Origin of the sequence: Vibrio sp. 14G-20 (genome assembly GCF_026241515.1) — a bacterium.
GTDB lineage: Bacteria > Pseudomonadota > Gammaproteobacteria > Enterobacterales > Vibrionaceae > Vibrio.
Genome location: NZ_JAPHPW010000002.1, coordinates 118,553 through 132,081, shown reverse-complemented (window position 1 = coordinate 132,081; position 13,529 = coordinate 118,553). Strand labels below are relative to the sequence as shown.

10 protein-coding genes are annotated in these 13,529 nt (G+C 43.6%); 4 read left to right on the top strand and 6 right to left on the bottom strand.

The features are described 5' to 3' along the window. Positions 1-519 precede the first annotated feature (519 nt). Positions 520-1,257: an EAL domain-containing protein gene (locus OQJ75_RS02180; RefSeq protein WP_265970743.1), complete on the top strand. Its 738-nt coding sequence runs from the start codon at positions 520-522 to the stop codon at positions 1,255-1,257. A 231-nt stretch (positions 1,258-1,488) separates the two neighbouring features. Here the strand turns inward: OQJ75_RS02180 and OQJ75_RS02175 are convergent, their stop codons facing one another. Genes OQJ75_RS02175 through OQJ75_RS02165 form a run of 3 tightly spaced genes read right to left on the bottom strand, consistent with a single transcriptional unit; the run spans position 1,489 to position 6,688 of the window. Then, positions 1,489-4,548, bottom strand: coding sequence for an efflux RND transporter permease subunit (locus OQJ75_RS02175; protein WP_265970744.1), 3,060 nt, complete (start codon positions 4,546-4,548; stop codon positions 1,489-1,491). After that, a complete protein-coding gene (locus OQJ75_RS02170; protein ID WP_265970745.1) occupies positions 4,545-5,600 on the bottom strand; it encodes an efflux RND transporter periplasmic adaptor subunit in 1,056 nt (351 codons plus the stop codon). The genes OQJ75_RS02175 and OQJ75_RS02170 overlap by 4 nt, the downstream gene beginning before the upstream one ends. Next, a complete protein-coding gene (locus OQJ75_RS02165; RefSeq protein ID WP_265970747.1) occupies positions 5,600-6,688 on the bottom strand; it encodes an efflux RND transporter periplasmic adaptor subunit in 1,089 nt (362 codons plus the stop codon). The genes OQJ75_RS02170 and OQJ75_RS02165 overlap by 1 nt, the downstream gene beginning before the upstream one ends. 150 nt (positions 6,689-6,838) lie before the next feature. On the opposite strand from OQJ75_RS02165, the gene OQJ75_RS02160 reads away from it, so the two are divergent. Next, positions 6,839-7,585, top strand: coding sequence for a TetR/AcrR family transcriptional regulator (locus OQJ75_RS02160; protein WP_265970748.1), 747 nt, complete (start codon positions 6,839-6,841; stop codon positions 7,583-7,585). A gap of 97 nt (positions 7,586-7,682) precedes the next feature. Here OQJ75_RS02160 and OQJ75_RS02155 read toward each other — a convergent pair whose 3' ends face one another. The 3 genes from OQJ75_RS02155 to OQJ75_RS02145 form a co-directional block, all read right to left on the bottom strand. Then, complete coding sequence (locus OQJ75_RS02155; RefSeq protein WP_086713919.1) at positions 7,683-8,954, bottom strand: DEAD/DEAH box helicase; 1,272 nt, start codon at positions 8,952-8,954, stop codon at positions 7,683-7,685. Between the two features lie 57 nt (positions 8,955-9,011). Next, the gene (locus OQJ75_RS02150) at positions 9,012-9,623 is read right to left on the bottom strand and encodes an ACP phosphodiesterase (RefSeq protein WP_265970749.1); all 612 of its coding nucleotides are present in this window, start codon (positions 9,621-9,623) and stop codon (positions 9,012-9,014) included. A gap of 205 nt (positions 9,624-9,828) precedes the next feature. Continuing rightward, a complete protein-coding gene (locus OQJ75_RS02145) occupies positions 9,829-9,957 on the bottom strand; it encodes a hypothetical protein (RefSeq protein ID WP_017059831.1) in 129 nt (42 codons plus the stop codon). A gap of 447 nt (positions 9,958-10,404) precedes the next feature. Between OQJ75_RS02145 and OQJ75_RS02140 the strand changes: the two genes are divergently transcribed. Beyond that, on the top strand, positions 10,405-11,628 hold the full coding sequence (locus OQJ75_RS02140; RefSeq protein WP_265970750.1) for an aromatic amino acid transport family protein: 1,224 nt from the start codon (positions 10,405-10,407) through the stop codon (positions 11,626-11,628). A gap of 148 nt (positions 11,629-11,776) precedes the next feature. Further along, a complete protein-coding gene (locus tag OQJ75_RS02135; protein WP_265970751.1) occupies positions 11,777-13,201 on the top strand; it encodes a methyl-accepting chemotaxis protein in 1,425 nt (474 codons plus the stop codon). The last annotated feature ends 328 nt before the right edge of the window (positions 13,202-13,529 follow it).

The following is a 13,529-nucleotide window of genomic DNA, read 5'->3' as shown; positions in this document are numbered from 1 at the left end:
CCAATATTTTATAAAAGACACCCAATCATTGTTCATTAATTATTCGAACGTTCTAATCGAATTATTAATAACTATTCTTCCGATGCTATCGATTTTGAGAGATAGATATCACTTCTATGTAACCAGTTAAGTATCTTTATTTTCTAACTTTGACATTCACCCATAATCTAAGCCTTTAACCCTACTTTTCGCTGGTGTATCGCTGTTCTAGCTTTATATTGGTTGGGATTGATATGTGAGGCGTTACTCAGCCATTAAATTCACAGCAACCATCAAACCTAGTGAATGATAAGTTAAATTAATGGTTAATATCATTTATCATGCTGATTTTTCGTTAATTATATTTATTTAAATATTGACCCTGCAAATGAGTTTTTATTAATTGACAATTTACTAACACCTGTCAATATTGTGACAGCCATGACGTATATTTTCGTCATTGAATAAACACCTTTATTAGCGACTATGATTTTATCAGACAGAAGTGAATTTATTAGCTGTATATCAGTGGATGCCGATATGCAGTTTATTGCGAAATATCAAGACCTAACACTGAGAAGTGTCTATCAACCTATATTTGACGACTCAATGACTCAGATAGGTGTAGAGGCTTTGGTGCGTATTTCGAATAGCAAAGGGGATATTGTTCGTCCTGATCACTTCTTCCATTCCGATGACACCTCATGCACAGATAAGATCAATGTAGAGAGACTTAGTCGCGCTATCCACATTCGTAACTTCGCACAGTCAACTATCCGTCATTTGCACCTATTCTTGAACGTTCTTCCAAACGTTGGTGAGTTATTTGCTGCAGAAAAGGTCAGTGACAGCCTTCTGGCAAAACGTCTTCATGAGTTGAACCTTTCATGTGAGCAGATCGTGATGGAATTAGTGGAGTTGAATGCCGAAAGTGAAGAGCGCTTGAAAGATGCAGCCCTCTCCCTTGCGGAGAATGGTTTTCAGATCGCGGTCGATGATTTCGGAACACAAGCATCAACAGAACAACGCGTCCGCCACATTAATCCTCACATCATTAAGATCGATCGCTCAGTGATGTTAGATTTTGAGCAAGGCGACACACGAGAAATGGAATTAGTTCTAGAGCTCGCGAAACAAATTGGCGCTAAGACTGTCATCGAAGGCATTGAAACAGAGCATCAACTTGCGGCAATGCAAAGCTTGGGCTTCGACATGTACCAAGGCTATCACCTAGCGATGCCCAAACCGATTGAGTTGGATATCCGTTTAGCAATCTAAAGCCGTCCCTACTCTTCCTAAAGCCGCTGACTACTGGTTAGCGGCTTTTTTTATACCTGTCGAATAACACATTCCTCTGTTAACGACGTGCTTTGTCTGTGTAGCGGTCTTCACATCGCTTTCTCTGCATACAGATGATGACTTAAGCCACGCTTTGCCATATCACATGCATAAAAAAGCCCAGTCAAAAATGACTGGGCTGGCTTAAAAGAATCTGTTTTATATCAATCCCTAATAACCCGCAGTGGACGGTTTGATTCTATATATAACAGCGAACATCACTGGTACTACTATTAGCGTTAGTACTGTTGCAAAGCCTAAGCCTGCCATGATGGTAATCGCCATCGAGCCGAAAAATGCATCGAATACCAAAGGAATCATACCCAAGATAGTCGTTAGTGCTGCCATAGATACCGGTCGAACACGACTAATCGCACTGTCGACAACCGCTAAGTATGGGTCTTTACCTGTTGATAGCTCACTGTTGATCTGGTCAAGAAGGACGATACCGTTCTTCAAAATCATGCCGCTTAGACTCAACAAGCCTAGGAACGCCGTGAAGCTGAATGGCATATTGGTACCTAACAGACCAATTGAAACACCAATGATAGAGAGTGGAACCGTAAACCAAATTACAAGCGGCTTACGAACCGAGTTAAACAGAAGCATAGTGATGATAAACATCAGCAAGTAACCCATTGGCAGTGAACCAAACAGAGATTCCTGCGCGTCTTTAGAGCTTTCGTACTCACCGCCCCAGCTAATGCTGTAGCCTTCTGGTAAATCTAATGCTTCTACCTTTGGTTTCACACGAGCAAACAGACTCGCTGGCGTCTCATTACCAAGAACATCGTGGTCAGCCAATACCGTTAGCGTACGTTTTCTGTCGCGACGCTGAATCAGTGGCTCAGACCATTGAAGCTCTACACCATCAATCACTTGCTCAACCGGGATGTAAGTTTGTAGCGATGGGCTCCAAATCTTCACATTGTTCAGTGATTCAAAATCAAAACGCTCTTCTTCAGGTAAACGCGCCACGATAGGTAACATATGAGTACCATCACGCAGTAAACCGATGTTGTAACCGCCGAACGCCATTTGTAGCGTCTCAGACAAATCAGTTTTTGAAATGCCAAGGCGACGTGCCTTTGATTCGTTAAACAGTGGCACTAGCTCTTTAGTGCGCTCACGCCAATCGTGACGAACATTTCGTGAGCCTGGATCGGCAAGTAAGACGTCTTCGACTTCAACTGCAATGCTACGTAATACTTGAGGATCAGCACCGATAATACGCGCTTCAATCTTTGAAGCCGGTGACGGACCAAACTCAATCAGTTTGAACTGGAATGTCGGTTGCTCAAATTCGTTCGCTAAGTTTTTGTCTAACTCCGCTAAAACCTTAAACATGGTGTCACGGTCAGTGGTTCTTACTTGTAGCTGGCTGTACGCTTCGTAACTTTTCTCTGGTTGGTATGTCAGTGCGAAACGTTGCATGCCCTGCCCAACCGTCGTAGTTACAAACTCTACTTCATCTTCTTGACGAATGTAGCTCTCAACCTTTTCAGTCTGCTTGATCGTTTCACGTACATCCGTACCTTCTGGCATCCACATGTCGACGTAAAACATTGGTGTATTTGATGGCGGGAAGAACTGTTGCTTCACCTTACCAAAACCAACAACAGACACGGCGAGCAATACGATCATGCTGACAACAGTTAACCATCTAAAACGCAATGCAAATTTCAGAGACGCACCGAATACAACGAACAGAATACCTTTGTATGGATCTTCGTTCTCATCAACTTTGTCTTCTTCTTTAAGCAACATTTCAGCAAGGAATGGCGTCAGTGTTAGCGCCGTTACCCAACTCAAGAATAACGAGAAACACAGTACCCAGAACAATGAACCCATGAACTCGCCCGTTGCATCTTTCGATAATCCGATAGGTGCAAAAGCGGTAATCGCAATAATGGTCGCGCCCAATAGTGGCCATTGTGTTTGTGTCACGATGTCTTTTGCTGCTTGAAGCTTGGTCTTACCTTTCTTCAAGCCAACCAAAATACCTTCAACGACAACAATCGCGTTGTCCACCAGCATACCGAGCGCGATGATCAAGGCACCTAGCGAGATACGGTGCAGTTCGACATCGTTGTAGTCCATAAGAATGAACGTACCAAATACGGTCAGTAGCAGTACTAAACCAATGATCAAACCACTACGTAAGCCCATTGCAAAAAGCAGTACGATGATAACGATAGCAACGGCTTCTACTAGGCTGATTAGGAAGTCAGCCACTGACTTATCTACTTCTTGCGCTTGGTTGTAGAAGTAGTTCAGCTCTACACCGGCAGGTTTAATGCTTTCTAAGCGGTCTAGTTCCTCATCTAGCGCGTTACCAATCTCAACGACGTTTACGCCTGAAGAGAACGCAATGCCTAGGTTGATCGCTGGTTTACCGTTGTAAGTTAATACATTACCCGGTTTTTCTTGGATACCGCGAGTAACCTCAGCGACATCTTTCAAGCGAATCAGGTTACCCGTATCACGACCATGAATGATCAGGTTTTCTAGCTCTTCAACCGTGCTCAGCGTGCCGTTAGGTTTGATTGTTAGGCTTTGGCCATTCAACATAACCTCGCCTGCCGACACCACGCTGTTTTGTTGTGCTAACAGTGACGTTACCGTCGACATATCTAGGTTCAATGCGGCTAAGCGTTCCAGAGACATCTCAACAAACAGTTGTTCTTGTTGGTCACCTGCAATGCTTACTTTGCCGACACCATCGACCAGTTCGATTTCACGCGTTAGGTAATCTGCGTACTGTTTTAGCTCAACGTAATCGTAACCGTCACCGGTCAGCATGATCATCACACCGAATACGTCACCAAAATCATCAATGATCTGAACGGAATTCACACCACTTGGTAGTGTTGGCTGTAGATCGTTGATCTTACGACGCATTTCATCCCAGATTTGCGGTAGCTCGTCGGGACCATAGTCCATCTTCATGCTGACCATAATTTGAGACATACCATTCGATGAGGTCGATGTGATCTTATCGATGTAAGGGAGCTGTCTTATCTCTTTTTCAAGCGGGTAAGTCAGTTCCTCTTCAACTTCCATAGACGTAGCACCAGGGTAAGTTGAAATAATCATTGCATCTTTAATGGTAAAAGCTGGGTCTTCTAAACGGGATAGATTACCAAAAGACGTCACACCGCCAATGGCCAAAATGACTAGAAACAGCCAGCTGATTACTTTGTTCTTTATTGAATATTCTGCGATGTTCATTCTGCTTTTCCTGACAATTGGATTCCGTCACGGAGTTTTCTTAGATTCGAATTTACGAGTAGCTCACCTTGCTCAACACCATGAGCGATAAGTGCGCCTTGGCCGCTGATCTTGTCGACTTCCACTTCGCTTTTGAATGCCTGGCCATCTTCCATTTTCCACACGTAAAATTGGTTCGCTTCAGCGCCTGCTTGCAGAGTCGTCATCGGCAACTGGTAGCCTTGAACATCACTTAGGCCTGCTTTTGCCATGTCGACATTTACTGTAACGCTCGTACCCGGCAGAATTTCACTTTCAGGTTGCTGCATCTGCATCCAAAACTCGTATGTACGTGATTGTGGGTGCAATTCGCTGGTGTGCTCTAGATACGTCAGAGGATATTCTCCAGAGTGACCACCAAAGGTCGCTTCAGGACGGTAGCTGCTTGAACGCATATCAGGGCTGATCGACGCTAAGATCGAATCGGATACTTGGATTCGTACGTAGACCTTATCGTTCTGATACAAGCTAAGAAGCGTTTCGCCCGGTGTCGTGTTTTCAAAGCGTTGCTTATCCACGGTTGAAACCGTGCCTGAAAATGGTGCCAGCAGCTCTGTATAGCTCAGCTTGCGTTGTGCCGCAGCCAAATTCGCCGATGCCAGTTTGTAGTTAGCGGTTAGTTGGTCGTGCTCCGATTGCGACAACATCTTGCTACCAAACATCTCACTACCACGAGACAGTTGCTTGCTCGCTAATTCAAACTGAGATTGAGCGTCCGTTAGATCTTGTTTGTATGTCGCGTTGTCTAGGGTCGCCAGTAGCTGACCTTTTTCGACCTTGTCACCCGCTTCAACCAATACTTGCTGAATCTCACCAGCAAGCTTAAATGCCAACGGTGTCAGTTCTGCCGGCATCACCTGTCCGTTAAAACTTCTGAATTGATCAGTAAGTGGTGCGCCAACTTCAAAGGTTGAAACTAAAAGTGAAGGCTGTTCACGGTGGTCTGTTTCGTTATTACAAGCTTGAAGTAATAACGCAGATGCAACCACAACTGATAATTTGGAAAGGTTCATTAAATACCGCCCTCACGTACCCAAGCTTTTACTTGCTGTCCATCTGATAACACATCCACACCTGCTTCTACGATCAGGTCGCCAGAAGATAGGCCATCGATCACCTTGCCTTGTTCATCAAGGGTAACTTGTACTTTAGAAATCAATTGCGACTCTGGGTTGTAGCGCCACAGTTCACCGTGGTCTGCGTCTTTGCTTAACCAAGCAGAGTCAACAATACCGATGCCGTAGTCCGATCTGTTTTTCTGAACTTCCACTTGCGCTGTCATGCCAGAAAGCAGATTGATGTCTTCAGGCTTTTCGATAGACACAACTGCTTGATAGCTGTTGGTGTCTTCGTCTGGCTGAGTTGAAATCTCTTTGAAGCGCGTTGGGATACGAATGCCGCGGTGGCTATCCATCACAACCCACATGTTTGAACTTGTTAGGTCTTGAATTGAACGGTCTTCAAGCTTTGATACCGGAATAGAGAAAGTCACATCCATTTCGCTGTGATTCAAAATGTTAAGTACCGGCTGCTTTTCTACGATCAATTGATATTGCTTACCAAACACCATCGATACCACGCCATCGAATGGAGCAACTAATGTGGTGTAACCAAGGTTTGTTTTTGCTTGGTCCAACTCAACTTCAGCGGCAGTAAAGGTGTTTACGGCTTGGTCGTAGTAATCCGTGCTCACAAGCTTCTTCGAGTACAACTCAGACGCTTGCTTGTATTGGCTGTTCGCCAGATCAAATTTTGCTTGTGCTGCATCAACTGCAATACGGTAATCCGTCGCATCTAACACGGCGAGCACTTGCCCTTTCTTCACTTCTTGTCCCATGCGAACAGAGAAAGTTTCAATATCTCCACCCACATTGAAAGAAAGCGCAGCACGGTCGGTCGCATCCACTTTTGCGATAAAACTATCAAGCTCAATATCTGTCTGTTGAGGGATCTCAAACAGCTTTACTGGCTTAACAACTTGAACGGTTTCTTCTGACTGAACCTTATTACATCCGGTCAAAGAGCCTGCGAGTAATAGTGCGGCAAACGCCACGCCTATCTGCTTACTCGTCTTGGCTTGAATAGACAACTTGGATTGCATGATGCTTCTCCATTTAATTATTATGATTTATTACACAGGTGGGCAGTATATTGAAAATTTTAGATTGCACAAGCTTTACTTTCCACCTGTGCAGTATTTTTTATTTGAGTAAAAACAGTGTAGAATGTGGTAATCAGGTAAATGTGTGAAATGAAGATGACTGAAAAGAAACAAGGTAGAAGAAGCGCGAAAGACGCTGAAGAGACTCGATTTCAAATTATGGCGGTTGCCGCAGAGATGTTTTGCGACTCCGGTTATGAACGTGTTTCATTACGTAATATCAGCGAAAAAGCAGGCGTCTCGCATAGCCTTATTCGCCACCATTTCGGTAGCAAAGAAAAGATATGGCATGCAATAAGTGACTGTTTACACGTGTATTTTCAATCTTACATCAGTAAAATTATGCAGGAATTGCCAAAAGGCGTTGCACCGAATATTTCGATTTATTTGTTTGCTATGCGTCTGTTCACCAACATGATTCATTCACGTAGACCAATGCAACTTCTCTCGGATTCTGTACGTCAAGAAGACAACCTCGTCGATTACTTTATCGACAACGTCGGTGACCTTGAATACGAGATCAACATGCTTGCTGACCAATACAACAAAGCTAATCCAGAAAAAGCCGTTAATATTTATGAAATAAAATGGCAAATGATCATGTTCGCTAACGGGGCTGTCTGCCTGACTCCCTTCATGGAAAGTACTTGGAACGAAGGTGACATGGAGGCAACGGCTGAAGAGGCTCTAATGAAGCACTGGCAGATGTTCAACAAACAAATGGCCAATCAATTTGCTATTGATGATGAGTGGGTGCTTAACCCTAGTTGCTTAGAAGAACTGATTTATGAAGTACCATGTGAATGGAAGTGTAATCCTGAACATCACAAATCCTGATAGCCTATTACGAAGTTAATTAGCTTGATAAAAAACGCGCCGTTACAGAACTAGCTGTAACGGCGCGTTTATATATAGAGCTTTTTAAGCTGGCTGATTAGCGACGAGCTTTACCACGATTTTGGTGGATCTTAAGCTTCGCTTTCATCTTACGTTTTTCTGACGAGCGACTCTTGCTACGACCACTGCGGTCAGGTGCAAGGTCTTTCTCTAGGCTTGGTTCAAAGCCCTCTAGCCACTCTTGAGGCAGGCGCGTATCCAGCAGTCGTTCAATATCACCCAATAGGTAAGCTTCGTCTTGGCTCATCAATGAAATTGCTAAACCGCTGTTACCAGCACGACCTGTACGACCAATACGGTGAACGTAGTCTTCCGCTTTAAATGGCATATCGTAGTTCACAACTTGTTCCAGTTGCTGAATATCGATACCACGCGCTGCCACGTCCGTTGCAATCAACGCTCGCACCTTACCTGATTTGAAATCGTCCAGTGCTTTTTGGCGTGCACCTTGGCTCTTATCGCCATTGATTGATGCCGCTTTAATGCCGTCTAGTTTAAGTTCTTTTACTAGCGCATCCGTACCCTGCTTAGTTTTAGTGAATACCAACACTTGTTGCCAGTTCTTTGAACCGATTAAGTAAGCCAGGAGCTCACTCTTACGCGATTTATCAACCGGATAAACCATTTGAGTCACAGTGTCGGCTGTGCTGTTTTTCGGCGTCACTTGAATTTCACTTGGCGACTTCATCATGCGGTACGCTATCGCTTTGATTTTGGTATCGAACGTTGCCGAGAAGAACAAGGTTTGGCGAACTTCATTCATACGCGAAAGAATGCGTTTGATGTCTGGCATAAAGCCCATGTCTAACATGCGGTCAGCTTCATCCAATACCAACACTTCTGTTTGGCTTAACATGATGTTCTTAGTGAACATGTGGTCAATCAAACGGCCAGGTGTCGCGACTAAGATATCTGCGCCACCACGTAATTTGTCGGTTTGAACCTTCATGCTCACACCGCCGTACGCCACAACCACTTTAATGTCAGTGCCCTTCGCGTAGCTAGTGAGGTTATCAAACACCTGCTGCGCCAGTTCACGTGTTGGTACTAATACCAATGCACGAACTAACTTAGGGTTTGGAATCACGTTGTCTTTAGTTTCGATTAATCTTTGGATAATCGGTAAACCAAACGCAGCCGTTTTACCCGTACCTGTTTGAGCACCAGCCAATACGTCTTTGCCTTCTAATACCAATGGAATCGCTTGTTCTTGAACACTGGTTGGAGCCGTAAAATTAAGCTCTGATAGCGTAGCAAGAAGGTGCTCAGACAATCCTAGTTGGTTAAAAGATTTAGTAGATTCAGACATAGTATGATGCTCAAAGATTAAATAGGCGCGGATTGTAGCAAACCTGCATTACGCTGTTTACCTTTCCTTTTGATTTTTCTTCAATTGAAGCGCATTAAATTGGTTTGCTTCTTCTAAAACACTGGGATACAGCTCATTAAAGTGACACTGCAACGTATCATAGTGATATTCTAGGTCGTCATAGCAAGATTTAAGCATGCCAAGCTTTGGCCGTCTCAAAGCCATTCGTTGCAATACCATTTCTATGGATGACATCTCTTGATAGCTCTCTAACCACCTCTGCTCAGCCATTTTCTGGTGAACAGTAATGAAGTGCTCAGGCCAATGTGGCTCTTGGTGCTCAAAGATCTGCTGATGACTGTCGGAGCAAAAATTCTCAAGTGATTGCGTAGAGAACTGAGCCCAATGATTAGCTAAGCAATGGTCCCAGAATACATCGAGAGCAATAGGCGCAAAGCGCTTTGTTTGCTCTGAAAAGAGAGATTTTGCTGAACGAGACACATCATGTCGGTCAGTATAACTATCGACAAATCGATGAAGTCGAATGCCATCAGAAAGTGAATCTGAGTAGTGTTTATTTGGGTCGCCTTTAACGAAGTCACCTAACAGGTTACCTGCTAAGTTGCTGTTACAGTGCTGAGCGATGTGAAGGTGTGCGAGAAAGTTCATTGAACCTCATTAAAGTATCGAGAACTAAGTAACATGGTAAACGTACTCGTTTATCTTCGCGAACTTTAATGAGGATAGTTATGGCATGACGTGTGAGCGAATGAGATTTGCTCAGTTTAGAATTGTTTGCTTTAAGAAGCTTTAGCTAAGAAAACTTTTAGCTTTAAAACGTTTCAGTTGAAACTGAATTAAAGATCTTAAAAGCTTAGTTCGAAGACTTGAAAAGCTCTTCTGCTAACTGTTTCACTGTCTGTTCATAGTCAGACAAATCAATGCCAATTTCCATAGCATCTAACAACTCTAGACTTTCGTCATTATAAGATTGGTCACTCATTGTGCCCCCTCTATTCCTTGATGTGGACAAGATGTCCTATTAACTAGTGCACCATCTTGGACTTATATTATGTCACTTTGATGAACGCACTCTACTCTACCCATTCCATATTCATAGCTTAAAGCTACTCGCGATCATTAACGCTTTTTTACGCTAAAGGGGTATACGCGAACGACATATGTACTGCCACCTTACACCAAGTACAACAAATTACTCTATAAATTTTGAAGCCGATCATGGTCAAACGTTTGCTTTAGTCATTTGAATGCTGCCACGCCCTCTTGATGTAAATATTAGTTTACAGTGGATGTTTTTAATTACAATAGGCATTGCATTTGGAATTAAACTCAATCAGAATACTCCAAAATCGAGATATTCTTTGGGTTTATGCGCTTAAGCTAGAAGAATTACAATGAAAACACACTCTAACGTAAAGAATTATATACAATGAATAAATCAAAGGTTTTTGGTAGTACTTTGATCATTGCAGGCACAACCATTGGTGCTGGCATGCTCGCTCTTCCACTTGCTTCTGCAGGTATTGGCTTTTCAACTTCACTTTTCTTGATGCTCGGTTTATGGGCATTAATGGCTTTTACTGCGCTATTAATGGTAGAGCTTCACCAATTCGCAGAATCTGACGCTACCCTACACACGTTAGCTAACACCATTTTAGGGACAAAAGGAAAGTGGATTGCGAGCTTCGCGGTGATGTTTCTTTTCTACGCTCTGTGTGCGGCATACATCGCTGGCGGCGGTGCGCAATTTAACCAACGAATTTCGGATATCGCGGGTATCGAACTCAATGCTCAAATCACCACGCTTCTATTTACCCTATTAGTTGCAGGCATTGTGACGATTGGTACACACAGTGTTGATAAAGTTAACCGCATTTTGTTTGGCTTAAAGCTTATCGCGATGGTTTTGGTACTCAGCTTCCTAGCGCCAAACATTACCTCTCAATACTTAATGAGCATGCCTTTACAGCAAGGCCTGATTGTGGCGGCGATTCCAGTTGTGTTTACCTCTTTTGGTTTCCACGGCAGCATCCCTTCAATCGTTCGATACCTAGATGGTGACGTTCGTTCTTTACGTAAAGTAATGATTATTGGCTCGGCACTGCCTTTGGTTATCTACGTTTTCTGGCAAAGTGTTACTTTGGGTGTGATTAGCCAAGAGCAATTATTGTCTGATACAAGTTTAGGCGCGCTATTAGTCTCACTATCGCAGACTGTTCATCAATCCAACCTAAGCGTGATCGTCGGTGTATTCGCGGACCTTGCACTGCTGACATCTTTTATTGGTGTGAGCTTGGGCTTATTTGAATTCATGGGCGACTCACTGAGCAAGAAACTAGGTAACGCAAAACGTGTTAAGACAGCCGCTATCACCTTCTTACCGCCACTGGGTTTTGCCTTATTTTATCCACAAGGCTTCATCATGGCTTTGGGCTACGCAGCCATTGCACTTTCAGTGCTCGCGATTCTGTTGCCTACAGTGATGGTATATAAGGTTCGTTACACTGATTTCTCTGTCAAACCTCAATCTGCAGAAGCCAGTTACCAAGTGTTAGGCGGTAGCAAAGCGTTGTTTTTAGCAGGTAGCGTTGGCGTATTTATCATTGCCATTCAAGTTCTTATTTCAGTAGGGTTACTGCCTTCTTTGGGCTAATAAACCTATACAGAACTAATTTACTTGATATAGATCTCATAAATAACATGTCACCATCATTAATTTTCACAATTAGTCGATTGAGGTCACATTTTTATTGAGGTCGGTTATTTAGAGTCCACGGTAAAGGATTTACCGTGGAGTTTTTATGAAAGAAGTACAATTTCGAACGATAGACAAACTGTTTATCAAGATGTCGATCAACGACAAGTTTTGGGTCATTTTCTTAATCTTTTTTGCCACTTTGGCAAGCCTAGCTGGACGGAACTACGTCAACAAAATGGAACACATTGACGTAACTGCAAAACAGCAGGTCGAGTATCAACTACAAGGCATTTTATCAGCATCAGATTCCCCTGCTTCTGTTCGCTCTGTTAGCCAGCAAACTCGCGCTCAACAAACCACTATTTCAAACAATGGTTCGGTTACTGCCACAGCACTCGCACAAGATGGCAACTACTACTCACTTACCGTTTCAACTAACGATATACAGAATCAAAAGCAGCAAGCACTGTACACTTTATTACTGAGCTTTTTGTGGTGTGTGCCTTTTGGTCTTTTCTGTTACTGGGTAGCGACTTTCCTAGGCGGCGCACTTTGGGTTCTTTACTCAACGACTCAAAAGATTGGTGATGGGGACTTAACATCACGCCTTGGCTTCCACCCAGGCCGTGACGAGTTCGGCACGATTGGTTGTGCGCTTGACCGTTCAATGGACACGCTTAGTGAGTTAGTCAACAACGTAAACCACAGTGCAGCAACGCTAAGTGAAACGTCGGCTTCTTTCGAAACAGAGATGAAGCGCAGCGAAACACAAATTATGAGCCAAAATGCCTCTCTAGACTCTGTAGCGACAGCAATGGATCAGATGACAGCTTCGGCAAATGAAGTCTCTAACATCTCTGCACGTTCAACGGAACAAACCGAGCAAGACGCGCAGCAAATCAACGATAGCCACGCGAAGGTTCAACAGGCAATCTCGGAAATCACCACCCTTTCTTCTTTGATTGAGCAAACCTCATCTTCTGTTACTAGCTTGAATGTGAACACGAGCCAAATTAACGAAGTCATCACGACGATCAACGCTATCTCAGAGCAAACTAACTTGCTTGCTTTGAATGCCGCGATTGAAGCCGCTCGTGCGGGCGAACAAGGCCGTGGTTTCGCTGTTGTTGCTGATGAAGTAAGAACACTGGCAAGCCGCACTCAGTCAGCTACCGTTGAAATCCAAGCGATGATTGAGCGCTTGCAGCAAGAGAGTCAAAATATCGCGAAGATCACCGAACAAACAGTTGATCAAGCGCAAACCAGTAGCCAGCTGATTTCGAACATTGGTCACGACGTAAACTCTATTGCAGATTCTGCTCAAGCACTGATGGATATGAGTATCCAAATTGCAACATCAGCCGATGAGCAAAGTAACGTTGCCAATACGATTGCAGCAGAACTTAACGATATTCGCAGCCAATCCGATGTGATTAAAGACGTCGCTCAAAACTCTTCAAATGGCGTATCTAGACTAACAGAAGCGTCGGTTTCTCTGTCTCAAACTTTGGCAAGATACCGTACTTAAGGCTCAACTGGCGAACTAGTGACGTGAATTGAAAACAAACTCATAAGGACTCGTAATGGGTCCTTTTTTATTTGCGTTATTAACATTACAAAAACCATGGTCAATAACGATGACATTATCAATTACCATGAAGCAAGTCGCAAAGGAAAGATTAAGAAGCGTAAGAACTGTTTAATATTCGAGCTTAGGGGTAATCTAATTGAACGGGTCTTTTTCGCTTACCCTCTTGCTGCAGGTGACACATAATGAATAAAACAGAAGCACCAAACACCGACGACATTACATGCCCTTTGTGCCAACACGACGAGTATCTGCTTTCAGAAAGTGG

Bases quoted from the DNA above. Each gene is read 5' to 3' on its own strand.
- OQJ75_RS02160 (WP_265970748.1), top strand. From the start codon at position 6,839: ATGAAGATGACTGAAAAGAAACAAGGTAGAAGAAGCGCGAAAGACGCT.
- OQJ75_RS02145 (WP_017059831.1), bottom strand. From the start codon at position 9,957: ATGAGTGACCAATCTTATAATGACGAAAGTCTAGAGTTGTTAGATGCT.
- OQJ75_RS02170 (WP_265970745.1), bottom strand. From the start codon at position 5,600: ATGAACCTTTCCAAATTATCAGTTGTGGTTGCATCTGCGTTATTACTT.
- OQJ75_RS02180 (WP_265970743.1), top strand. From the start codon at position 520: ATGCAGTTTATTGCGAAATATCAAGACCTAACACTGAGAAGTGTCTAT.
- OQJ75_RS02135 (WP_265970751.1), top strand. From the start codon at position 11,777: ATGAAAGAAGTACAATTTCGAACGATAGACAAACTGTTTATCAAGATG.
- OQJ75_RS02165 (WP_265970747.1), bottom strand. From the start codon at position 6,688: ATGCAATCCAAGTTGTCTATTCAAGCCAAGACGAGTAAGCAGATAGGC.
- OQJ75_RS02150 (WP_265970749.1), bottom strand. From the start codon at position 9,623: ATGAACTTTCTCGCACACCTTCACATCGCTCAGCACTGTAACAGCAAC.
- OQJ75_RS02175 (WP_265970744.1), bottom strand. From the start codon at position 4,548: ATGAACATCGCAGAATATTCAATAAAGAACAAAGTAATCAGCTGGCTG.
- OQJ75_RS02155 (WP_086713919.1), bottom strand. From the start codon at position 8,954: ATGTCTGAATCTACTAAATCTTTTAACCAACTAGGATTGTCTGAGCAC.
- OQJ75_RS02140 (WP_265970750.1), top strand. From the start codon at position 10,405: ATGAATAAATCAAAGGTTTTTGGTAGTACTTTGATCATTGCAGGCACA.